Origin of the sequence: Bradyrhizobium sp. BRP20 (genome assembly GCF_020194215.1) — a bacterium.
Taxonomy (GTDB): domain Bacteria; phylum Pseudomonadota; class Alphaproteobacteria; order Rhizobiales; family Xanthobacteraceae; genus Bradyrhizobium; species Bradyrhizobium yuanmingense.
Genome location: NZ_JADYVY010000008.1, coordinates 237,666 through 260,567, shown reverse-complemented (window position 1 = coordinate 260,567; position 22,902 = coordinate 237,666). Strand labels below are relative to the sequence as shown.

17 protein-coding genes are annotated in these 22,902 nt (G+C 64.6%); 11 read left to right on the top strand and 6 right to left on the bottom strand.

From position 1 onward, the window contains the following. Positions 1–45: 45 nt before the first annotated feature. From I6F33_RS20855 to I6F33_RS20805, 11 genes are all read left to right on the top strand, one after another. Complete coding sequence (locus I6F33_RS20855) at positions 46–1,626, top strand: Do family serine endopeptidase (protein WP_036035199.1); 1,581 nt, start codon at positions 46–48, stop codon at positions 1,624–1,626. Positions 1,627–1,902: 276 nt separating this feature from the next. Next, a complete protein-coding gene (locus I6F33_RS20850) occupies positions 1,903–2,583 on the top strand; it encodes a response regulator transcription factor (RefSeq protein ID WP_036023302.1) in 681 nt (226 codons plus the stop codon). Between the two features lie 181 nt (positions 2,584–2,764). Beyond that, entirely contained in the window at positions 2,765–3,991 is a 1,227-nt protein-coding gene (locus I6F33_RS20845; protein ID WP_082641338.1) for a TetR family transcriptional regulator, read from the top strand. Between the two features lie 275 nt (positions 3,992–4,266). After that, positions 4,267–5,499, top strand: a complete 1,233-nt coding sequence (locus I6F33_RS20840) for a branched-chain amino acid ABC transporter substrate-binding protein (protein WP_036005770.1) — start codon at positions 4,267–4,269, stop codon at positions 5,497–5,499. A gap of 114 nt (positions 5,500–5,613) precedes the next feature. Then, entirely contained in the window at positions 5,614–6,561 is a 948-nt protein-coding gene (locus I6F33_RS20835) for a branched-chain amino acid ABC transporter permease (protein WP_036005767.1), read from the top strand. After that, positions 6,558–7,862 carry a branched-chain amino acid ABC transporter permease gene (locus tag I6F33_RS20830; protein ID WP_036023278.1) on the top strand — a complete coding sequence of 435 codons (1,305 nt, stop codon included), beginning with the start codon at positions 6,558–6,560 and terminating at the stop codon, positions 7,860–7,862. The genes I6F33_RS20835 and I6F33_RS20830 overlap by 4 nt, the downstream gene beginning before the upstream one ends. Then, the gene (locus I6F33_RS20825) at positions 7,859–8,608 is read left to right on the top strand and encodes an ABC transporter ATP-binding protein (RefSeq protein WP_036005761.1); all 750 of its coding nucleotides are present in this window, start codon (positions 7,859–7,861) and stop codon (positions 8,606–8,608) included. Before I6F33_RS20830 ends, I6F33_RS20825 begins: the two co-directional genes overlap by 4 nt. Beyond that, positions 8,608–9,303 (top strand): ABC transporter ATP-binding protein, encoded by a 696-nt coding sequence (locus I6F33_RS20820; RefSeq protein WP_036005758.1) that lies wholly within the window; start codon positions 8,608–8,610, stop codon positions 9,301–9,303. The genes I6F33_RS20825 and I6F33_RS20820 overlap by 1 nt, the downstream gene beginning before the upstream one ends. Before the next feature lie 366 nt (positions 9,304–9,669). Next, on the top strand, positions 9,670–11,130 hold the full coding sequence (locus tag I6F33_RS20815) for an ATP-binding protein (protein WP_036023279.1): 1,461 nt from the start codon (positions 9,670–9,672) through the stop codon (positions 11,128–11,130). Further along, positions 11,127–14,096, top strand: a complete 2,970-nt coding sequence (locus I6F33_RS20810) for a bifunctional [glutamine synthetase] adenylyltransferase/[glutamine synthetase]-adenylyl-L-tyrosine phosphorylase (RefSeq protein ID WP_225144024.1) — start codon at positions 11,127–11,129, stop codon at positions 14,094–14,096. Before I6F33_RS20815 ends, I6F33_RS20810 begins: the two co-directional genes overlap by 4 nt. Before the next feature lie 186 nt (positions 14,097–14,282). Then, positions 14,283–15,176 carry a LysR family transcriptional regulator gene (locus I6F33_RS20805; RefSeq protein ID WP_057027218.1) on the top strand — a complete coding sequence of 298 codons (894 nt, stop codon included), beginning with the start codon at positions 14,283–14,285 and terminating at the stop codon, positions 15,174–15,176. Between the two features lie 227 nt (positions 15,177–15,403). Here the strand turns inward: I6F33_RS20805 and I6F33_RS20800 are convergent, their stop codons facing one another. The 6 genes from I6F33_RS20800 to I6F33_RS20775 form a co-directional block, all read right to left on the bottom strand. Continuing rightward, positions 15,404–17,734 (bottom strand): PAS domain-containing sensor histidine kinase, encoded by a 2,331-nt coding sequence (locus I6F33_RS20800; protein WP_225144023.1) that lies wholly within the window; start codon positions 17,732–17,734, stop codon positions 15,404–15,406. Positions 17,735–17,949: 215 nt separating this feature from the next. Continuing rightward, positions 17,950–19,323 (bottom strand): cation-efflux pump, encoded by a 1,374-nt coding sequence (locus I6F33_RS20795; protein WP_225144022.1) that lies wholly within the window; start codon positions 19,321–19,323, stop codon positions 17,950–17,952. 208 nt (positions 19,324–19,531) lie between these two features. Further along, positions 19,532–20,503 (bottom strand): zinc-binding dehydrogenase, encoded by a 972-nt coding sequence (locus I6F33_RS20790; RefSeq protein ID WP_225144021.1) that lies wholly within the window; start codon positions 20,501–20,503, stop codon positions 19,532–19,534. A 25-nt stretch (positions 20,504–20,528) separates the two neighbouring features. Further along, positions 20,529–21,524: a nitronate monooxygenase family protein gene (locus tag I6F33_RS20785; protein WP_225111760.1), complete on the bottom strand. Its 996-nt coding sequence runs from the start codon at positions 21,522–21,524 to the stop codon at positions 20,529–20,531. 311 nt (positions 21,525–21,835) lie between these two features. Further along, positions 21,836–22,498, bottom strand: a complete 663-nt coding sequence (locus I6F33_RS20780) for a hypothetical protein (RefSeq protein WP_225144020.1) — start codon at positions 22,496–22,498, stop codon at positions 21,836–21,838. Between the two features lie 54 nt (positions 22,499–22,552). Further along, positions 22,553–22,756: a hypothetical protein gene (locus I6F33_RS20775; RefSeq protein WP_036005927.1), complete on the bottom strand. Its 204-nt coding sequence runs from the start codon at positions 22,754–22,756 to the stop codon at positions 22,553–22,555. Positions 22,757–22,902: the final 146 nt, after the last annotated feature.

The following is a 22,902-nucleotide window of genomic DNA, read 5'->3' as shown; positions in this document are numbered from 1 at the left end:
CGGCATCCGGCACCAACAGGAATTCAGGGCTCTGGAGATTTCCGCATGAACGATCGTATCGACCTTTCGAACCTCCCGTCCTACCGGCAGCCGCGCCGGTCGGTGTTTTCCGCGCGCAAGCTCGCGTTGATGGCTTCCGTCGTCGCCGGTCTCGGCGCGGCCGTCTATGGCTTCAGCCCGTCGACCTCGCCGGCCGACCTGTTCTCCAGCCCGGCGCATGCGCAGGTCAACAACGAGGTCCGCAAGGTCGAGCGTCCGGTCGGATTCGCCGACGTCGTCGAGCGCGTGAAGCCTTCGGTGATCTCGGTCAAGGTCAACATGAAGGAGAAGACCGCCAGCAATGACGACGGCGACGATTCCTCCTCGCCGTTCCAGCCGGGCTCGCCGATGGAGCGCTTCTTCCGCCGCTTCGGTGGTCCGGATGGTTTGCCCCCCGGCCTGAAGGGCGGCCGTGGCCGCGTCGTGCAGGGGCAGGGCTCCGGCTTCTTCATCTCGGCTGACGGCTATGCCGTGACCAACAACCACGTGGTCGATGGCGCCGACAAGGTCGAGGTTACCACCGACGACGGCAAGACCTACACCGCCAAGGTGATCGGCACCGACCAGCGCACCGACCTCGCGCTGATCAAGGTCGAAGGCAGCACGAACTTCCCGTTCGCCAAGCTCGCCGACAGCAAACCGCGGATCGGCGACTGGGTGCTCGCGGTCGGCAATCCCTTCGGTCTCGGCGGCACCGTGACCGCGGGCATCGTCTCGGCGAGCGGCCGCGACATCGGCAACGGCCCGTATGACGATTTCATCCAGATCGACGCGCCCGTGAACAAGGGTAATTCCGGCGGTCCGGCCTTCGACACCAACGGCGAGGTGATGGGCGTCAACACCGCGATCTACTCGCCCTCCGGCGGCAGCGTCGGCATCGCGTTCTCGATCCCGGCCAACACCGTCAAGAGCGTGGTTGCGCAGCTCAAGGACAAGGGCTCGGTCAGCCGCGGCTGGATCGGCGTCCAGATCCAGCCCGTCACCTCCGACATCGCCGACAGCCTCGGCATGAAGAAGGCCGAAGGTGCGCTGGTGGCGGAACCGCAGGCCAACGGTCCGGCGGCAAAGGCCGGTATCGAGTCCGGCGACGTGATCACCGCGGTCAACGGCGACCCCGTCAAGGATGCCCGCGAGCTCGCCCGCACGATCGGCGGCATGGCGCCCGGCGCGTCCGTGAAGCTCAACGTGCTGCACAAGGGCCAGGACAAGATCGTCAATCTCACCCTCGGCCAGTTGCCGAATACGGTCGAGGCCAAGGCCGATACCGACAAGGACAGCGGCAAGGGCGCCAGCAAGGGCACCGACGTGCCGAAGCTCGGCATGACCGTTGCGCCGGCCAATTCCGTGGCCGGTGCCGGCAAGGAAGGCGTCGTGGTCACCGAGGTCGATCCGAAGAGCGCGGCGGCCGAACGCGGCTTCAAGGAAGGCGACGTGATCCTCGAGGTCGGCGGCAAGAGCGTGGCGACCGCCGGCGAAGTCCGCGACGCCATCAATGCGGCGCGGACCGACAACAAGAACAGCGTCCTGATGCGCGTGAAGAGCGGCGGCCAGTCGCGCTTCGTCGCGGTGCCCATCGCCAAGGGCTGAGGCCTTCAGGAGGCCCACGAGATGAAGGGTACCGCCGGCATCAGTCGCCCCCGCCGCCGGTGCCCTTCGGGGAAGCAGCGCAACGCTGGCTTCCCTCATCTACCTTCCGGTGGAATTACGCCCCCCTCCGTCGGAAGGCCTAGGGCGGTGAGGTCCCCCCAGCTTCACCGCCCGCCTTTTTCCCCGCTTCGAGCCTCTCCTGCTCGGCTTGCATGCGGTCGCCGCTCGCGCCATGTTTAGAGAAGGTTGACCTCCTTGACCGCCGCCGAACGCACGATGCGCCTCCTCATCATCGAAGACGACCGTGAATCCGCCGATTACCTCGCCAAGGCGTTTCGCGAAGTCGGACACATCGCCGACCACGCCGCCGACGGCGAGGAAGGCCTCGCCATGGCAGAGAACGGCGAATACGACGTGCTGGTGGTCGACCGCATGCTGCCGAAGCGCGACGGGCTGTCGCTGATCGGCGCATTGCGCGACAAGGGCAATACGACGCCGGTGCTGATTCTCTCCGCGCTCGGGCAGGTCGATGACCGCATCAAGGGTCTGCGCGCCGGCGGCGACGATTATCTGCCGAAACCCTATTCCTTCGCCGAGCTGCTGGCCCGCGTCGAAGTGCTGTCGCGCCGCCGCGGCGGTCCCGCCGAGGAGACGCTTTATCGCGTCGGCGATCTCGAGCTCGACCGGCTCTCGCATCGCGTCGCCCGCGGCAAGGACGAGCTGACGCTGCAGCCGCGCGAATTTCGCTTGCTCGAATACCTCATGAAGCACGCCGGCCAGGTGGTGACGCGGACCATGCTGCTGGAGAATGTCTGGGACTATCATTTCGATCCGCAGACCAACGTCATCGACGTGCACATCTCGCGGCTGCGCTCCAAGATCGACAAGGGCTTCGAGCGCCCGCTGCTGCACACGATCCGCGGCGCCGGATACATGATCCGTGACGGCATGAGATAGGGCGTTCGGCGTCGATCTACGGCGCGCCTGCAATCATCGGCTGCGTCTTCATTTGCACCGCCGTCCGAGGGTTGCGGGCGATACTGGCCTAACGCCTCGTCCGATGGCAAGAATATCCGACGTGTGGTAGTGGACGTTTCACCGGGGTGAATCCGTCCACGATCAGGAAGGATATTCAAGCTTGCAAGTCGCCGCCTTCCCGTCCGACCGAGCTGAAGAGATCCTCGTATCGGCTTCCAAGCTGTTTGCCCGCCATAGCTATGCGAATGTGACGATGGAGCAGGTCGCAGCATCGGTTCGATCGGTGCCGGGAGCGCTGTACCACTACTTCCGCGACAAGGAAGACCTGATCTTTCACTGCTACCTGCGCGGTCTTGCGATCTACAGGCACGAAATCGAGACGGCGGCCGAACCCGGGATAGACGGGCTCGAAATCGTCAGGCGCTTCATAAGAGCCCGGCTGCGGCCTGAAGGCCAGCGCATGATCCTGTTCTCCGACATCGATGCACTGGCTGCGTCTTACAGCAAAGACGTGCATGCCAGGCGCTGGCAGAATGCCGCGCTGCTCGCCGACTTTCTGAAGCGTGGCATTGCCGACGGCTCGATTGCCTGCGAGGAGCCGCTCCTTACGGCCGTCGCCCTCATCTCCATCCTGGATTGGGTTCCGTTCTGGTTCTCCGAGCGCGACTATTATTCGCGCCAGCAGGCGATTGATGCCATTGACGACATCATCACGCATGGGGTGTATCGGCGTGAGATTGCCTTACCGGACATGCCTGAAGCGCCGAGCCTGGCACCATTTCTCCAGTCCCGCTCGAAATTGAACAAGCGCGCCGCGAAGCTGGACAGGATGCTCTCGATTGCTTCGGACAGTTTCAATCGAAGGGGCGCGTCCGGTACGTCGCTCGAGAGCATCGCGGCGGAGGCAGGCATGACCCGCGCCGGCATCTATTATCATTTCAGCGAGAAGGAGCGCCTCTTGCTGGCTTGCCTGCGAAGAGGTCTGGCCGGTGAGATCGGGATTCGAGAATATTTGCAGGACCTGAGGCTCGGGGCGTTCGATTACGTCGTCCAGAGAGTCCGCCTGTTGTTGATGCTGCACGATACCCCTTGCGGCCCGAAGGCGACCTACCACAACATCAACTATCTCAACGACGTTGACCGCAAGCACTATGTCAGGCAGGTGCTCGCAACGATCCAGCAGGACCAGAGAAACCACCAGTGTTGGATCGACGAGGGATACTTCCGCAGCGTCGACACTTACTTCGCCGAACGCGTTCTGACTGGAATGGGCCACTGGTACCCGATCTGGTTCAGGGACGAGCGGAGCTGGTCTCCGATGCAGATTGCCGATTATTTTTCGCGGCTGTTCCTTTTGGGGCTCAAGCCCCGTCGGGGAGTGGTATAAAGCAACCAATCTGAGACCCTGATCGCGCTCTTCATCCTTTCCCGTTCGGACTTGATGTCAGCCGCAGATTGAGCGCGGCTTTGATCCCAAAAGTTGCCTGTGAATTCAATATTCCGGACGGCGCGCGGCAATCTTCACGTTGAGGCCGCAATTATTTCTTGCACCAAAACTTTACACAGTATTCAATATTGGAGTAGCGAAGAGTGGGCGCGACCGACGTTGTGAGTCAGCTTCGATCGCCAAGGACAAGAACATACAAAAGGGAGAAGGCCAGGATGCACAAGCTCGCAATTGCTGCGGCGGCAGCGCTGACGATGCTCGGAGGAGCGGCATTCGCGCAGGAAACAATCAAGTTCGGCTACATCGATCCGCTGTCCGGCGGTGGCGCCAGCATCGGTGAAGGCGGCTTGAAGACGTTCCAGTATCTGGCTGACGAGATCAACGCCAAGGGCGGCATATTGGGCCGCAAGATCGAGATTCTGCCTCTCGACAACAAGACCAACCCGCAGGAAAGCCTGGTGCAGGCGCAGAAGGCCATCGATGCCGGCGCCCGCTTCATCACGCAAGGCAACGGCTCGTCGGTCGCCGCAGCGCTGTCCGACTTCGTTACCAAGAACAACACGCGCAATCCCGGCAAGGAAGTGCTCTACTTCAACTATGCCGCCGTAGATCCGAGCCTGACCAACGAAAAGTGCAGCTACTGGCATTTTCGCTGGGATGCGAGCTCCGACATCAAGATGGAAGCGCTCACCAGCTACATGAAGGATGTCCCCGCGATCAAGAAGGTGTACCTGATCAACCAGGACTACTCCTTCGGCCAGTCGGTGCGTGCGGATGCGCGCAAGATGCTGGGCGCCAAGCGGCCCGACATCCAAATCGTCGGTGACGAACTGCATCCGCTGTTGAAGATCACCGACTTCTCGCCTTATATCGCCAAGATCAAGGCTTCGGGCGCCGATAGCGTCGTGACCGGCAACTGGGGCCAGGACATCGCACTGCTGCTCAAAGCCGCGGCGGACGCCGGCCTGAAGGTCAATTGGTACACCTACTATGCCGGCGGCGCTGGTGGTCCGACCGCAATCAAGCAGACCGGTCTCGACCATCAGGTCTTCCAGATCACCGAGGGCTTTGCCAATTCCGGCCACCAGCCGGCGATGGACTTCGAAAAGACCTTCCGTGCCAAGGTCAACATGTCGCTTTGGTATCCGCGCGCCGTCAACGAGATGCGCATGTTCAAGGCCGCGGCCGAGAAGGCCAACTCGCTCGACCCGGTGAAGGTCGCGGCTGCCCTCGAGGATCTCAAGTTCGAGGTGCTGGATGGCGGTGAGGGCGTCATGCGCAAGGACGATCACCAGTTCTTCCAGCCGATCTACATCTCCTCCTTCGGCAAGCTCGCTGCAGACGAGCCGTTCGACGAGGAAGGCACCGGCTGGGGATGGCATCTGGTTTCTAAGATCGACACATCCAAGACGATGGTTCCCACAACCTGCAAGATGACCCGGCCGTAAGCCTGGAATAGCTTTGCCTTCCCGCAGCCGACAGCGGCTCGCGGGAAGGTTGCTGCTCGCATCCGGACCGACTTCGCCGGGGCCGTTTCTGTCCCGGCCAGAGGTGTGATTACTGTGCTTGAACTGATCGTTATATCGACGCTGAACGGTCTGCTGTTCGGCATGCTGCTGTTCCTGCTGTCGAGCGGCCTGACCGTCATCTTCAGCATGATGGGCGTGCTCAACTTCGCCCATGCCAGCTTTTACATGCTCGGCGCCTTCTTCGGTTTCCAGCTCACCAAATGGATTGGCTTCTGGCCGGCCCTGCTGCTGGCTCCGCTGCTGGTCGGCGCGATCGGCATGGCGGTCGAGCGCTACGGCCTGCGCAATACGCACAAGCACGGCCATGTGGCGGAGTTGCTCCTGACCTTCGGTCTTGCGTTCGCGATCGAAGAAATCGTGGCGATGATGTGGGGCAGGAGCCCCGTCGATTACCGCGTGCCGGCGCTGCTCGACTTTCCGGCCTTCACGATCTTCTCGACGAATTATCCCGCCTACAAGATTTTCATGCTGGCTGTGTCGATCCTGATATTCATCGTGTTGCTGATGGTGCTCAAGCGCACCAGGGTGGGCCTGATCGTTCAGGCCGCGCTGACGCATCCCCATATGGTGGGGCATCTCGGTCACAATGTCGGACGCATATTCATGCTGGTGTTCGGCGTCGGCAGCGCGCTGGCGGGAATTGCCGGCGTGATCGCCGGTCCGGCGCTGGTGACGCAGTCCGACATGGCCGCGGCGCTGGGACCGATCCTGTTCGTCGTCATCGTGTTTGGCGGCCTCGGCTCCTTGCCGGGCGCCTTCATCGCCTCGCTGGTGATCGGCCTGATACAGACCTTCGCGGTGGCGCTGAACGGTTCGTTGGCGAGCGCCTTCGGTCCGCTCGATCCGTCGGCAGGGCCGTCCGTGCTCACCGACATCTGGAACGTCACCATTGCCCAGGTGGCGCCGATCGTACCCTACCTGCTGCTGGTGATCATTCTGATCGTACGCCCCATGGGCCTGATGGGGACGCGCGAGACATGAACGCCAAAACGACATCGACGCCGACATCGACAATCGCAGGGAAGCCGGCCGGCGACGGCCTGCGCTTCTACGGCATATGGCTTGCCGGCATCGCCGTGCTGATCGTGCTGCCGCTGATCTTCTCCTCCGGCGGCTCGCTGACGTCCTTCAGCCTGATCGGCATCGCGATCGTGTTCGCGCTGTCCTACAACATCCTGCTCGGCCAGACCGGCCTCTTGTCGTTCGGCCATGCGGTGCATTACGGCCTCGGCGGCTTCGCAGCGTGCCACATGATGAATGCAGTGGTCTCGCACGGCTGGCCAATCCCGCTGCCGTTCATACCGCTGTTCGGTGGACTCGGCGGCCTCGTTTTCGCGATCATCATCGGCTGGCTGATGACCAAGCGGGCTGGTACCGTGTTCTCGATGATCTCGCTCGGCATTGCCGAACTGGTGGCGTCGTCCTCGCTGATCCTGCGTTCGGTGTTCGGCGGCGAGTCCGGAATATCGACCGACCGCACGGCTTTGCCGAAGATCTTCGGCTTGAGTTTCGGCCCGCAGCTTCAGGTCTATTACCTCATCGCGTTCTGGCTGGTGATCTCGGCCGTCGCGATGTATGCGCTGACGCGGACCCCGCTGGGGCGAATCAGCAATGCGGTGCGGGACAACCCCGAGCGCGTCCAGTTCATCGGTTATGATCCGCACGTGGTGCGCTACATCGCCTTCTGTTTTGCCGGCTTCTTCGCTGGCGTGGCAGGGGGCCTGGCCGCGATCAACTTCGAGATCGCCAACGCCGCCTATCTCGGCGCGATCCAATCCGGCCTCGTGCTGTTCTCGACCTTCATTGGCGGCGTCGCGTACTTCTTCGGACCCATCCTGGGTGCAATCCTCGTGACCTATCTTCAGCTCGGGCTGACCAGCGTCACCGGCGTGTGGCAGCTCTATTTCGGCATTATCTTCATCGGCATCGTGATGCTGTCCCCCGGCGGCATCGCCGGGCTGGTCATGATGCACCGGCCGCTGGTTCGCGCCGGAACTCTGCCGACGGTGATCCCTTCCTATCTGATCGCGGCGGTGCCGACCTTGGCACTGGCTTGCGGTGTGATCCTGACGATCGAATCGATCTCGCGCACGCATAGCGGTCAGGGCAATCCGATCAACCTGTTCGGCGTTGCCTTCAGTCCGGCGTCGCCGCTGACGTGGGCGAGCGCGGCGGTCCTCCTCATCGGCGGCTTCTTCGTCGCGCGCCTGAGCTGGCGGCGCGTCGCCGAGGCATGGGACCGCGCGGCGACGGTCGCGCGCGATCGGGGGTACTTGGCATGACGGCAGCGATCGAAGTCCGCGCCGTTGAGAAGCGCTTTGGCAATGTCGGCATCATCCGCGATCTCAATCTCAGCGTCGCGCAAGGTGAGCGTCACGCCATCATCGGTCCGAACGGTGCCGGGAAATCGACGACGTTCAATCTCATCAGTGGCCACATCAAGCCGACCTCGGGCGAGGTGAGACTGAACGGCGATGTGATCTCCGGCCTCAGGCCGTTCGAGATCAACCGGCGCGGCCTGTCGCGGTCGTTCCAGGTCACCAACGTATTCGCGCGCATGTCGGTCTGGGAGAACGTCCGCTGTGCCGTGCTGTGGGCGACGGGGCACCGTTACGCCTTCTGGAAGAACGTCGATAGCCTGCCGGAGGTGCGCGAGCGCACGGCGCAAATCCTCGACGACATCCATCTGACGCATCGGCGCGATGTTCCGGCCGGCTTGTTGACCTACGCGGAGCAGCGCGAACTCGAGATCGGCATCACCATCGCCAGCGGCGCGACCGTCGTGCTGCTGGACGAACCGACGGCGGGCATGAGCCACGCCGAGACCGACCGCGCGGTGTCGCTGATCCGGCGCCTGACCGAGGGCAAGACCCTGGTCATCGTCGAACACGACATGAGCGTTGTGTTCGGCCTGGCCGACCGCATTTCCGTGCTGGTCTACGGCCACATCATTGCTTCCGGCACGCCGGAGGAGATCAGGCGGGACCCGAAAGTTAAGGAAGCCTATCTCGGCGAGGAGGCGCACTGATGCTGGAGGTCAGGGACCTGCACGCCTATTACGGCAAGAGCCACATTCTCCAGGGCGTCGATCTCGACGTTGCGGCAGGCGAGGTCGTCAGCCTGCTCGGCCGCAACGGCGTCGGACGTTCGACCACTGTCAAGGCGATCATGGGCGAGGTTGCGCCGCAAGGCACGATCCGCTTCAAAGGCAAGGACATCGCGGGGCTGCCGAGCTACAGGATCGCGCGCCTCGGTCTCGGCTATGTGCCGGAGCATCGGGACATCTTTCCGGGGCTGACGGTCCGCCAGAATCTGCTCCTCGGCATCAAGGATACGCGGCGTCCCGGCAAATGGCAGCTTCAGGACATGCTCGACATGTTTCCGAATCTTGCCGCGCGGGCAGATACGCCTGCGGGGGTGCTGTCAGGCGGCGAGAAGCAGATGCTCACGACGTGCCGGACCCTGATGGGCGACCCCGATCTCATCATGATCGACGAGCCGACCGAAGGTCTTGCGCCCTTGATCGTGCAGCAGGTCGGCGATCTCATCGCCCGCATTGCGCAGGCCGGCGTCGCAATTTTGCTCGTCGAGCAGAAGCTGTCGATTGCGATGAAGATCTCTAACCGCGTCTACGTCATGGGGCACGGTCGTGTGGTCTTCGAAGGTACGCCCGAGCAACTGAAATCAAACAGCGACGTTCGCGCGCAATGGCTGGAAGTGTGAGGGAGGCCGGCGGGTTTGACCGCAATGGCGCGATGCCCTCGACAAGGACGTCCGCCCGTAACGGCTGATGTTCCTCAGCGTGGTCGGAAGGGGAGGCCCACAGCGGATCACTGCTCCCGCAGGCTCCGTCCAGTGTCCGCATGGCCCGAGCTTGCGGGGATTTAACTTGGTTCCGATCGAGTGCCCCTTTAACGTTCCGCGTGCGCCTATCACGTGTGGTCACGAATGCCTTTCGCGTTGCTCGTTCCACAAGGGACCTAGGCGCAGGTGCGACAATCTATAGGCTATGTCATTGTAAACAAAGCGAAATACGTGAGTGTCGATGCTCGTGATGCAGGCGCGTGGTTGAAACTGGGTACATGATCCGTGACGGCATTCGGTAAACTCGTCCGCACCACGGCGTTCCGGCTGACGCTGGTCTATCTGCTGCTGTTCGCGATGTTCGCGGCCTCGCTGCTGGCCTATTTCGCCTGGAATACGCGGCGGCTGATCACCGAGGAGATCACGCAGACCGTCAATGCCGAGACCTCGGAGATCAACGAGATCTACGACCGCCGCGGCCTAGTCGGTCTCGTGCGCACGATCGAGTATCGGGCGCTGCGGCCAGGCGCCAATCTCTATCTCGTGACCACGCCGACGGGCCAGGCGATCGCCGGCAATGTCGGCTCGCTGGCGCCGGGCGTTATGGCGACGCGCGGCTGGTCGGAGACGGCCTACCGGCGGATCGAGGACAGCGATGACCGCGATCATCGCGCGCTGGTTCGTGTCACCGAATTGGAGAACGGCTTCCGGCTTCTGATCGGCCGCGACCTCGCCGAGCGGCGGCGCCTGTTCGGCATCGTCGCCAAGGCGGCGCAATTTTCGGTCCTGATCGTCGTCGTGCTCGGCCTCGGCGGCGGCATCTTCGTCGCGCGGCGGGTGCTGAGGCGCATCGACGCGATGACCGGCACGGCGCAGCGGATCATGACCGGCGATCTCAGCGAGCGCCTGCCGGTGGGGCGCAGCGGCGACGAGATCGATCGCCTCGCCGAGAACCTCAACGCCATGCTGGAGCGGATCGAGGCGCTGATGGCGGGACTGAAGGAGGTTTCCGACAACATCGCCCACGACCTCAAGACGCCGCTGACACGGCTGCGCAATCGCGCCGAGGAGGCGCTGGCGAGATCGGGCTGCGAGGCGGATTATCGCGCCGCGCTGGAGCGGACCATCGAGGAGTCCGACGGGCTGATCCGGACCTTCAACGCGCTGCTGATGATCGCGCGCGCGGAATCCGGACAGGCGCGCGGCAACATGGACGACTTCGACGCCGCAGAGGTCGCGGAGGGCATCCACGAGCTCTACGAGCCGCTCGCCGAGGACGACGGCATGACCCTGAAGGTCAAGTGCGAGCCGACGCCGGTTCATGCCAATCGCGAGCTGATCAGCCAGGCGCTCGCCAATCTTGTCGAGAACGCGATCAAATACGGCCAGCCCGCGGCACAGCCGGCGGGAACCGTGGTCAGCATGGACGCGAGGCAAATCACGATCGAGGCGAGGCGCGAGGGCGACCAGGTGCTGCTCAGCGTCACCGATCGCGGCCCCGGCATCCCCGAAGCCGACCGCAAGCACGTCATCGAGCGATTCGTGCGGCTGGAGGCCAGCCGCACGCTGCCGGGCTCGGGCCTCGGCCTCAGCCTCGCCTCGGCGGTGGCGACGTTGCACGGCGGCGAATTGCGCTTGGGCGATGCCCATCCCGGCCTCGTCGCCACGCTCGTGCTGCCGGCGCGCGCGGGCGCCGGCGACAGGGTTGCTCCGCCAACACCGGATGTGCCACAGAAGGTGGCATGAACCACTCCGCGCCGGGAAACGCGGACAAGCATGGTGAGAGGCTGGCCGCACGCTTCGCGGAGGCTCCCCATATTGCCGCTTCCGCAACCGATGAACCCCGTTTCGAAAGCTGGCTGGCCGAGCTCGAGCCGGCACAATCGGCCCGTCTCGAAACGCATCTCGGCCATCCCTTCGCCCGCGAGATCCTGACCGGGATTGCGGAATTCTCGCCCTATCTGTTCGAACTGGTGCGCGCCGATGCCTTGCGCCTGATCCGGCTGCTCGAATGCGATCCGGATGCGCATCTGACGGCGCTGATCGCGGAGGCGCGCAGCGCGGTGCTCGCGGCTTCGGAGGAGGCCGAGGTGATGCGGCTGCTCCGCCGCATGAAGGCTGAGGCTGCGCTCCTGATCGCGCTGTGCGATATCGGCGGTGTCTGGCCGGTGATGCGGGTGACGGCGGCGCTGACCGATGTCGCGGTGTCCTCGGTGCAGGCGGCGCTGCAATATCTGCTGCGGCAGGAAGCCGCACGCGGCAAGCTCTCACCGCCCAATCCCGAGACACCCGAAGAGGGCTGCGGGCTGATCGTGCTCGCGATGGGCAAGATGGGTGCGGGCGAGCTGAACTATTCCAGCGATATCGATCTCATCGTGTTCTTCGATCCCGATGCGACGACCCTCGCGCCCGATATCGAGCCGCAGCCGTTCTTCGTCCGCGTGACGCAAGGAATGGCGCGCATCCTGCAGCAGCGCACCTATGATGGTTACGTCTTCCGCGTCGATTTGCGGCTGCGGCCCGACCCGTCCTCGACGCAGGTGGCGATCTCGCGGGACGCCGCGCTGAACTATTACGAGCGGGAAGGGCGCACCTGGGAGCGCGCCGCGATGATCAAGGCGCGGACCTGTGCCGGCGATTCAAAAGCGGGTGAGGCATTGCTCGCCGAGATCGGGCCGTTCGTCTGGCGCAAGCATCTCGACTTTGCCGCACTTGCCGACGTACACGACATGAAGCGGCAGATGCAGACCTATCGCGGCCAGAGCGAGGTTGCGGTCGAGGGCCACAACGTCAAGGTCGGACGCGGCGGCATTCGCGAGATCGAATTCTTCGCGCAGACCCAGCAATTGATTGCCGGCGGCCGCCATCCGGAATTGCGGGTGCGGCCGACACTGCGGGCGCTTGACGTGCTCGCCGCCAGCAACTGGATCACTGTGGCGGCGCGTGACGAGCTGGCGACCGCCTACGAATTCCTGCGCCGTGTCGAGCATCGCCTGCAGATGATCGCCGACGAGCAAACCCACACGCTGCCGGAGGACAAGCAAGCGGTCGAGCGCTTTGCGTGGTTCTTCGGCTATCGGACTCGGGAGGCCTTTGCGCGCGACCTCTTGCGCCAGCTCCAGATCGTCCAGGGCCATTACGAAAAACTGTTCGAGGGCGATGACCCCACCGGCACGGCGAGGCTGCCGGCGCTCGACTACGGTGCGGGCCCCGATGATCCGCGCCTGCTGCAGCACCTCGCGACGCTCGGCTTCAAGAAGCCCGCCGCGGTCGCGCAGACGGTGCGCGACTGGATCACCGGCGACTATCGCGTCTTCCGCGTTGAGGCGACGCGAAGCGCCTTCGTCGAGTTCGTGCCGGCCTTGATCGACGGCCTTGCCCATGCCGAAGAGTCGGATCGCGCCGTCGTTTCGTTCGATCATTTCCTCGGCGCGCTGCAGCGCGGCGGCCGGCTGATCACGCTGCTCGGCCAGAACCGCGATCTCGTCGCGCTGGTGGCGCTGGTGCTGGGAGCCGCGCCGCGGCTCGGCGACATGCTGGCGCGGCAGCCTCAGCTGATGGACGGCCTGATCGATCCGCGCTTCTTCGGCGCCATGCCCGACAGGCAGGAATTGTCGGGGCGGCTCGCGACCACCGTGCAGGACGCCGGCTCATACGAGGAGTTCCTCGATCGCCTGCGCCTGTTCGGGCAGGAGAGCCTGTTCCTGATCGGCACACGCATCCTCTCCGGCACCGTCTCGGCGCAGCAGGCGAGCACGGCCTTCGCCGACGTCGCGGAGGGAATCGTCCACACCGTGCACGGTCTCGTCGCCGATCGCTTCGCCGCCCAGCACGGCCGCATCAAGGGTCAGGAGACCGCGATCGTCGCGATGGGCCGGCTCGGCAGCCGCGAGATGACGGCCTCGTCCGATCTCGACCTGATCCTGCTCTATGATTTCGACGGCGACCATCCGGACTCCGACGGGGTGAAATCGCTTCACGGCGCACACTATTTCGCCCGTTTCACCCAGCGCCTGATCAGCGCCTTCACGACCCGCACCAATTACGGCGTGCTCTACGAGATCGACATGCGGCTGCGGCCCTCGGGACGCGCAGGTCCGGTGGCTTCGAGCCTCGTCTCGTTCGCGGACTACCAGGCGAACGAAGCCTGGACCTGGGAGCACATGGCATTGACGCGTGCGCGCGTGGTCTCGGCTTCGCCCGAATTCCGGGAACGGATCGAGCGCGTCATCCGCGATGTCCTGACCCGCCGCCGCGATCCTGCCATCACCGCCAACGACGTCGCCGACATGCGGCGCGCGATCGCGCAGGAGAAGGGCGAGGCGGATTGCTGGGATCTCAAGCATGCCGCCGGCGGCATGGTCGATATCGACTTCATCGCGCAGTATCTCCAGCTCGTGCACGCGCACGACAAGCCCGAGATTCTCGACGTCAGCACCATGCAGGTGCTGGAGAATGCCTGCAGGATCGGCGTGCTCGCGCAATCCGAGACGGAGATTTTGCGGGCCGCGGCGCGGCTCTATCACGACCTCACGCAGATCCTGCGTCTCTGCGTCAGCGAGCGCTTCAAGCCTGATACCGCCGGCACCGACCTGCAGCGCGTCATGGCGCGCGCCGGCGACGCGCCGGACTTCTCCTCACTGGAGGCGCGGGTGAAGGAGACCCAGAGCGAGGTGCGGCGCGTGTTCAGGGCGCTGCTGGAAGGGTCATAGCCTGCTTCAGCGCGGTGACCGAGCTCATCGCTCAGAAGCTGCGATTGCGGATTCGGACCGATTTGCAACCGCAATCGATCGATACGGATTGGTCATGAAAGTTGGGTCGGCTGCGGGTTTTTGCGTGTTGGTGCAGGCCCGGCGTGCTAGCTTGCGTGCCACGATGGAATCCGAGGGGACGGCCGGTTGATCGACAAGCTTGAACTATTGCTGGCGCTGGCGAAGGAGCGGCATTTCGGACGCGCGGCCGAGGCCTGCGGCGTGACGCAACCGACGATGTCGACCGGGCTCAAGCAGCTCGAGGAAATTCTCGGCGTGATGCTGGTCCAACGCGGCTCGCGCTTTCAGGGATTTACGCCGGAAGGCGAGCGGGCGCTCGACTGGGCGCGGCGGATCGTGGGCGATGCCCGCGCCATGCGCGACGAGATCAACGGGCTGAAGCATCAGCTCTCCGGCGAGATCCGCATCGCGGCGGTCCCGACCGTGCTCGGCATGGTCGCCGCGCTGACGACGCCATTTCGTGCCAAGCATCCGGAGGTGCGCTTCCGCATCCAGTCCACCACCTCGTCCGAGGTGCTGGGGCTCTTGGAAAATCTCGAGGTCGATGCGGGGCTGACCTATATCGAGAACGAGCCGATCGGCAAGGTGCGCACCATCCCGCTCTACAACGAGAGCTATCGCCTGCTCACCGCGCCGGACGCGATGTTCGGCGATCGCGAGACGGTGACCTGGACCGAGGTCGGGCAGGTGCCGCTGTGCCTCTTGACGCCAGACATGCAGAACCGCCGCATCATCGACCGCGCATTGCGATCGGTCGGCGCGGAGGCGACACCGACGCTGACGTCGAATTCGCTGCTGGTGCTGTTCACACACGTCAAGACCGGGCGCTGGGCGAGTGTGATGCCGGCCAAGCTCGCCGAGACACTCGGCCTGTCCGACACCGTGCGGTCGATCCCGATCGTCGACCCCGAAGTCACTTACAGCATCGGCCTGGTGATCCCGCAGCGCGATCCCATGACGCCACTGATTGCAGCTCTGGTCAACGTCGCGCGCGAAGTCGCGCCGACGCTGCAATCGTAAGCGGAAGGTCTTTTGGCTGAGCCGAGTGAACCGAGAGCTCTTCTTCCCCTCTCCCCTTGTGGGAGAGGGTGGCTCGCCGCGTAGCGGCGAGACGGGTGAGGGGTATCTCTCCTCCCGAAAGTATTGCGCGTGGATAGACACCCCTCATCCGGCGCTTCGCGCCACCATCTCCGACAAGGGGAGAAGGGCATCCCAGATCGAAACTGACTCGATCGTTGCTCGCGGTTTTAAGCCGCAGCCGATATCCCCGATCCCGCCTTCACCGCATCCCGCGGCAGGGTCACGCGCACGACGGTGCCGACGTCGATCTTCGAGCGCAGGCGCATCGAGCCGCCGTGGAGCTGCGCCAGTGAGCGGGCGATGGCAAGGCCGAGGCCCGAGCCGTGATAGGTCTTGGTGAGCTGGCTCTCGACCTGCTCGAACGGGCGCCCGAGCCGCGCCAGCGAATGCGGTGCGATGCCGATGCCGGTGTCGGCGATCATCAGCACGATCCTGTCGTCGAGCTGCCGGCTGCGCACCACGACGCGTCCGCCGTCGGGCGTGAACTTCACCGCGTTGGAAAGCAGGTTGACGATGATCTGCTTGGTGGCGCGGCGGTCGGCGACGACCGAGATGGATTTCGCGATGTCGGCATCGAGCGTCAGGTGCTTGTCCTGCGCACGGCCGGTGACGACCCGCAAGGATTCGGCGAGCGTCTGCGCGAGGTCGAGCTCTTCCATGTCGAGCTTCATGCGGCCGGCCTCGATCTTGGACATGTCGAGGATGTCGTTGATGACCTCGAGCAGATAATGGCCGCTGGTCAGGATGTCCTGGCAGTATTCCTGGTACTTCTCGCTGCCGAGTTCGCCGAACATGCCCGACCCCATGATCTCGGAGAAGCCGATGATGGCATTGAGCGGCGTGCGCAGCTCGTGGCTCATATTGGCGAGGAATTTCGACTTGGTCTGGTTGGCTTCCTCGGCGCGGGTCTTCTCGCGCTGGTACTTTTCGGCGAGGTCGGCGAGCTCGACCGCCTGGCGCTCCAGCGCGGCCTGCGAGCGCTTGAGGTCGATGACGGTGGCGCGCAGGCGCAGATCGTTGTCGACCAGCTTCTGCTCGTGCTCTTTGATACGGGTGATGTCGGTGCCGACCGAGACGTAGCCGCCGTCCTTGGTGCGGCGCTCGCTGATGTGCAGCCAGCTGCCGTCGTCGAGCTGCGCCTCGAAGGTGCGCGCCCCCGGGCCTTGGGCCGCGGTCTCGTTGTGGCGGGTGCGCACCTCCGGCATGCGGCCGACCTCGAGCACGGTCTCGTAGGAGGTGCCGGGGATGACGGCGCTGTCGGGCAGCTTGTGCAGGCGCTGGAAGTGCGAGTTGCAGAGCACCAGGCGGTCGCTCGCATCCCACAGCACGAAGGCCTCCGGAATGGTCTCGATCGCGTCGCGCAGGCGGAGGTCGGCTTCCACGGTCTTTTCGGCGAGGCTCTTCTGCTCGGTGATGTCGACGGCGATTCCGATCAGGTGCACGCTGGAATCGGTCGCGCCGCGCGTCTTCTCGCAGCGGACGCGGAGCCAGATCCAGTGGCCGTCGACATGCTGCATGCGGAAGGTCTGGTCGATATGGTCGATCTTCTCGGAGATGAGCTGGTCGGCGATCGCGAACAGGTCGATGTCATCGGACTTCACCAGCGCATTGACCTCTCCGAAGGTGAGGAGTTCGTGACGGCCGTCGAGACCGAGGATCGAGAACATCGACTGCGACCAGAAGATCCGGCCGCGCGACAGGTCCCAGTCCCACAGCCCGCAGCGGCCGCGGTTGAGCGCCGTGTCGATGCGGCCGCGCACCGCGTCGTTGATGAGGTCGCCTTCGCGGGCGCGGGTCGACTGCCAGTGGAAGGCGAAGCCCAGGATCAGGACGACGAAGCCCGTGGTCGCCGACAGCGTCACTGAAAGCGCGGCGTCCGAGCCCCAGATCGGCTCGTTGCGCTCCTGGATCACGGTGACGAAGCCGGGCAGTGACTTGATCTGCCGCGAGGTCGCCATCGCCGCGTTGCCGCTCGGCAGCGTCAGGTCGGAGACGTTGGCGTCGCGTGGCGGCGCCGCGACCAGCTGCGCGGTCGTGATCGCATCGAGCAGGCGGTCGTTGCCGATCGGGTCGCTGTCGACCGGGATGCGGGCGAGGATGCGGCGGTCGATGCCGGCGGAGGTAACGATGACGTGGCGGCCCGAGGCCGTGGCCCAGGACGGAATGAGATCGGGCAGCAGCGTCGGCAGGCTCTCGATGTTCTTGAGCCGCTCCTGGCGAACCGAGGTGAGGCGATCGATGCGCTCGGCGAGCAGGTCGGCAAGCGCCGAAATGTCGTGTCGGATCACCAGCCGCTTCTGGCGCGTCTGATCGACCACCTGCACGAAGGCACCGAGGCAGATCGTGATCAGGAAGGCGATGATGAGCGTCGGCACGGCGCGACGCAGCGCCGGCTCCGCGATCAACAGCCGATGATAGGCAGGTTTCGCGATCGATTGCGCCAATCCCTTGATCGAATCGGATTGGACGCACGCGTTCGCGGCGTCTGCACGCGACATGCCTTCGGCCCCCTGAAAAACGAGTTCCGGAAGCAGCCCCACGTCACTTCCGAATCACACCGATTTGAATCCAGTTTTCGCGGGCTGTCGAGAGTCAACGAATCGTTAACGCGAAATTATTCTTATCCAACACGCAGTTTGTGCGTCGCGCGTCCGCAAAGGCACGGGTGGAACGAGTCCGAAACGAGAACGTGTGACTCGTCGCGCATTCTTCATCACGCCCGCGGCGGCTCGGCGTGGCTGATGACGCGCTTCACGCTCGGGAACGCGCGCCGCAACGCACGCTCGATCGCGTCGACATGCTCGTGCACCTTGATCACGCTCATCGACGGCGTTGCGCGGCAGTGGAAGTTGACGATCTCGCCGGCGTCGGTGTTACGGACCCGCACATTGTGGATGTCGTGGATCTCGCTGCCGGCGGCATATTCCGTCAGCGCGGCGGCGATGGTCCGCACCCGGTCCGGCGTGGCATCGACCCCGAACGGAAGTTCCGGTTCCAGCGGCTCGATGTGAACGTCGACCTCGACGTCCTCGCCGAACTCCTCCTGGATGTTGCGCTCCAGCGTGTTGGCGATGTCGTGCGCGGCCTCGAGCTGCATGTTGGCATCGACCTCGAGGTCGATGCTGACGATCAGCTTGACGCCGAGATCGTGCACCGTGACGTGGTGGACGGCGAGGGCGGAATTGCGCGCGATCACCATGATGCGGTCGCGCACGGTCTCGTTGTCGCGCGCGACGGGCACTGCGGCGAAGGTAAGGTCGGCATCGCCGAAAGCCTTGGCGACGGCGGCCTGCGCGTTGCGCTTGATGTCCTCGACCCGGTCGATCGGATAGGTCCGCGGCACCTTCGCGATAGTGTCGATGAACGTGGTCGCTCCGACCATGCGCACGCGCAAGCGTTCGACGTCGATCACGCCGGGCACGCTGCGGATCGCCGCTTTGGCCTTCTCCTGCGCGCCTTCGGGAGCGCGATCGACCAGCGTCTGCACGGTCGAGCCGGCCATTCGCAGGCCGAGCGCTGCGATCATCACGGCAACCGCTGCGGCCGCCGCGGTGTCACCCCACCAGAAGCCGAGCCCGGCCAGGATCAGGCCCACGATCACGGCGCAGGAGCCCATCACGTCCGAGGCGAAATGCAGCGCGTCGGCCGCCAAGGCCTGGCTTCTGGTCTCCCGCGCGGCACGGTGCAGGGCGCGGGCGCGCCAGAGATTGACGGCGATATCGATCACCAGCACCACGAACGGCACGGCAGAGATGGTCGGCGGCGGGGTTCCCTCGCGCAGCCGGCTATAGGCCTCAACCAGGATGCCCCCGGCCAGCACGTAGAGCAGGGCCGTGACGCCGAGCGCGGAGATGCTTTCCAGCTTGCCGTGGCCGTAATGGTGCTCCTCGTCGGCGGGCTTGTCGGACACCCGCACCACCGCCCAGGTGATGATGGTCGCAACCAGGTCGATCAGGGAATGCAGGGCTTCCGAGATCAGCGCCAGCGAGCCGATCGCGATCCCGACCGCGAACTTGGCCGCCGCCATGCCGCCGCTGGCGAAGATCGAGATGGCCGCGACCGAGGTTTTGTCGTGCTGGAAGGTCATGGGCGGGGATTTAGCAGCCCCGTGTGGGACATCAAGCGATGATCCACAGGATGTAGTCGCTAGTGAGTTGCAGGAGCGGTCTACGCCTTGCTCCGGCCCCGTAGGAAGGGCAAAGGCGCGTTAGCGCCGTGCCCACCATTCGTCCGCGATGGATGCAGATCGTGGGCACGCTTCGCTTTGCCCACCCTACCGGGCCGCTGCCGGCGCCCTACGGCACCGTCACCACGATCTTCCCCAGATGCTTGTTCGCTTCCATGTGCTCGAACGCCTTGTCGATGTCGTCGAACGCGAACACCTTGTCGATCGGCAGTTGCAGCTTGCGCGATTCCACCGCGCCCCAGATGTCCCTGCGGACCTCGGCAAAGATCTCGCGGACCTCCTCGATGGTACGGGTACGGAAGGTGACGCCGACATAGTCGATGCGGCGGGCCGCGTGCAGGTCGAAATTGAAGTCGGCATGGGTGCCGCCGAGGCGGCCGACATTGACGATGCGGCCCTTGATCTTCGTCGCGGCGAGGTTCTGGTTGGCGACCTTGCCCGAGACCTGGTCGACGACGAGGTCGACGCCTTCGCCGTTCGTCGCCTTCAGCGCCTCGTCGACCCATTTCGGATCGGAGCTGTCGACGGCGAGGTCGGCGCCATACTCCTTCAGCCGGCCGCGGCGATACGCGTCGGTGGACGAGCCGATCACCAGCTTCGCGCCCTTGAGCCGGGCGATCTGCATTGCCATCAGCCCGACGCCGGAGCTCGCACCCTGGACCAGCACGCTCTGGCCAGCCTGCACCCCGCCGATCGTGACGACGGCGTTGTGCATGGTCGCGAGCGCGACGGGGAGGGTGGCGGCCTCCTCGAAATTCATGTTCGAGGGCGTGTGGAGCAGCCGGCCGTGATCGGCCAGCGTATACTCGGCGAACGCCGCGCCGCCCGATCCCATGATGCGGTCGCCGATCTTCACGCCCTTCGCATCGGGCCCGAGCTCGGCGACCTCGCCGGCCCATTCCATGCCCAGCACGGTGCCGACGCCGCCGGCCGCGCCATGGGCGTGGCCCTTGCGCATGCCGGTGTCGGCGCGGTTGAGGCCGCAGGCGCGAACGCGGACGAGCACCTGCGTGCCTTTGGGCTTTGGTTGAGCGACGTCGGAAATCCTCGCGCCTTCAGGGCCGTAGACGTAGGCTTTCATGCAATACTCTCACGTCTTGCAGTGATTATTCCGCCGCTTCGCGTTGTGACTGAACGATCATCCCCTCGAGCCGGCTGCGAATGATCGCCTCCGCCTCGCGCACGATGCGGGAGACGAGCTCGGCACAGCTCGGGATGTCCTGGATCAGGCCCTGCACCTGGCCGGCCGACCAGATGCCTTCGTCGGAATTGCCGGTGGCATAGACCATCTTGCCGCGGGCACCGGCGACGAGCTCGCGGATGTCCTCGAACTTGGCGCCTTCCTTCTCCATCGCGACGACCTTGGTCGAGACCGCGTTCTTGGCCACGCGCGAGGTGTTGCGCATGGTGCGGAAGATCAGCTCGGTCTCGCGCTCGTCATTGGCGACGATCTTCTCCTTGATGAGCTGATGGATCGGGCTCTCCTTGGTGGCCATGAAACGGGTGCCCATGTTGATGCCCTCGGCTCCCAGCGCCAGCGCCGCGACCAGGCCGCGGCCATCGGCAAAGCCGCCCGAGGCGATCATCGGAATCTTGATCTTGTCGGCGGCGGCCGGGATCAGGATCAGGCCGGGCGTGTCGTCCTCGCCGGGATGGCCGGCGCATTCGAAGCCGTCGATCGAGATGGCGTCGACGCCCATCCGCTCGGCCGAGAGCGCGTGACGGACGCTGGTGCATTTGTGCACGACCTTGACGCCGTGCTTTTTGAACTCGTCGACATGCTCCTGCGGCTTGTTGCCGGCGGTCTCGACCACCTTGATGCCGCTCTCGATAATCGCGGCGCGGTATTCGGCATAGGGCGGCGGCTTGATCGCCGGCAGGATGGTGAGGTTGACGCCGAACGGCTTGTCCGTGAGGTCGCGGCAGCGCGCGATCTCCTTGGTCAGGTCCTCCGGCGTCGGCTGGGTCAGCGCGGTGATGAAGCCGAGCGCGCCGGCATTGGCGACGGCTGCGACCAGCTCGGCGCGTCCGACCCATTGCATGCCGCCCTGAACGATCGGGTGCTGGACGCCGACGAGCTTGGTGAACCGTGTCTGCAACATGATCTGTTTCCCCCGCGCCCCGCGTGGCGCTTTGTTCTCGGTTGATGGCGGCAGGATGCCGCTGGGGGTGGGAAAAGTCTATTGCGCCGCCCGGCGGGGCGACCATGCGGAAGGCGAGGAGATTCCGCGGGGCGGATAATTGGGGTGCGCTGCTGCCTGATGAGGGCAAGCTCTTTCCTCAAACTCCGCCGTCATACCCCGCGAAGGCGGGGTATCCAGTACGCCGCGACCTCTCGGCTCTACCCTCGCAGTCTCTGGAATACTGGATTGCCCGCCTCCGCGGGCAATGACACCGAGTATGGGGCGAAGAGCTACTTCGCCGACAGCCGCACCATCTGCCGCCCGCCGTTCATTTCCTTGAGGCTGTTGACGAAATTTTCCGGGCGCTGCCAGCGATGTGGGACCTTCAATCCCATGAACTCCGCGATGTCGCCGATGAAGCCGGTACAGTTTATGGTCTCGGCATTCCAGACCGGAGAGCTGGCCTGCAACTCCTTGATGTAGGCGAACACGCGCTTGGCGTCGGCTTCGTTGAGATAGACCCGATAGCTCGCGGTCAGATATTCCGGATCGAGATCGCCATAGCTGGCGCCGGTCTCGGATGGCACAAAGGTAATGTGACCGAGCACGTAAGCGAGCGTATCGCCGGCCGGTGTCAGGCCCGCAACCTCGACGGCCTTCTCACTGGTCTTGCCGTACCAGACGAACGCATGGCCCCAGCTCGCAGCCGTGCGGGCGCGGAAGTCGACGTAATAGGGGCCTTTCTCCGCACGCGCGACGGAGCGCCGCGTCGATTGCGGCTGTGGCCGCGAGGCAGTGTCGGTCGTAGCAAGCGCGTTCGCATCGGCAACGCGCCTGTCGGTCTGCTTGTCGGTCTCATGGGCCGAGGCCGAGGGCGTCGTGCATGAGAGCATAGCTGCAAGTGCGAAGCCCGCGAGGATGCAGGATCCCGATCGACCAGCTTTGTTCGTCACGCTATTCCCCCTCGGCCATCGAGCGCAAATGTCTGACGCGTATTTCGCTGCGCGTCAGTAGCGCGCGGCGACCGGGCCCGGCGCCTTGCCGATCGGGGCCTTTCCAATCGGGCTCTTGCCGATCGGCATCTTGCCGATTGGCGCCTGCTCGCCCGGATAGGCTGGCACCGGCTGCCGGCGCGGCAGATCTGCAGCGTTTGCAGCCGTCGCAAAAGCAAGCGTGGCACCCAGAGCAAATACAATCTTCTTCACAGCGATACCCCTAGAAGGTTTGGTCCAAACACGGTCATGCCGTGCCCCCAGACACGCCTCCCAAAAGGGCGGCCGAATGCGTCCAAGTTGCGGCGCGCACGGGACATGTTGGCGGCATTGCTCGGGCGCGCGAAGATGTGATGTGTCTGGAT

What these genes read in the sequence shown, in the direction of transcription:
- I6F33_RS20825 (WP_036005761.1), top strand. Translation starts at nt 7,859, where the DNA reads ATGACGGCAGCGATCGAAGTCCGCGCCGTTGAGAAGCGCTTTGGCAAT.
- I6F33_RS20820 (WP_036005758.1), top strand. Translation starts at nt 8,608, where the DNA reads ATGCTGGAGGTCAGGGACCTGCACGCCTATTACGGCAAGAGCCACATT.
- I6F33_RS20790 (WP_225144021.1), bottom strand. Translation starts at nt 20,503, where the DNA reads ATGAAAGCCTACGTCTACGGCCCTGAAGGCGCGAGGATTTCCGACGTC.
- I6F33_RS20810 (WP_225144024.1), top strand. Translation starts at nt 11,127, where the DNA reads ATGAACCACTCCGCGCCGGGAAACGCGGACAAGCATGGTGAGAGGCTG.
- I6F33_RS20795 (WP_225144022.1), bottom strand. Translation starts at nt 19,323, where the DNA reads ATGACCTTCCAGCACGACAAAACCTCGGTCGCGGCCATCTCGATCTTC.
- I6F33_RS20785 (WP_225111760.1), bottom strand. Translation starts at nt 21,524, where the DNA reads ATGTTGCAGACACGGTTCACCAAGCTCGTCGGCGTCCAGCACCCGATC.
- I6F33_RS20840 (WP_036005770.1), top strand. Translation starts at nt 4,267, where the DNA reads ATGCACAAGCTCGCAATTGCTGCGGCGGCAGCGCTGACGATGCTCGGA.
- I6F33_RS20830 (WP_036023278.1), top strand. Translation starts at nt 6,558, where the DNA reads ATGAACGCCAAAACGACATCGACGCCGACATCGACAATCGCAGGGAAG.
- I6F33_RS20850 (WP_036023302.1), top strand. Translation starts at nt 1,903, where the DNA reads ATGCGCCTCCTCATCATCGAAGACGACCGTGAATCCGCCGATTACCTC.
- I6F33_RS20800 (WP_225144023.1), bottom strand. Translation starts at nt 17,734, where the DNA reads ATGTCGCGTGCAGACGCCGCGAACGCGTGCGTCCAATCCGATTCGATC.
- I6F33_RS20855 (WP_036035199.1), top strand. Translation starts at nt 46, where the DNA reads ATGAACGATCGTATCGACCTTTCGAACCTCCCGTCCTACCGGCAGCCG.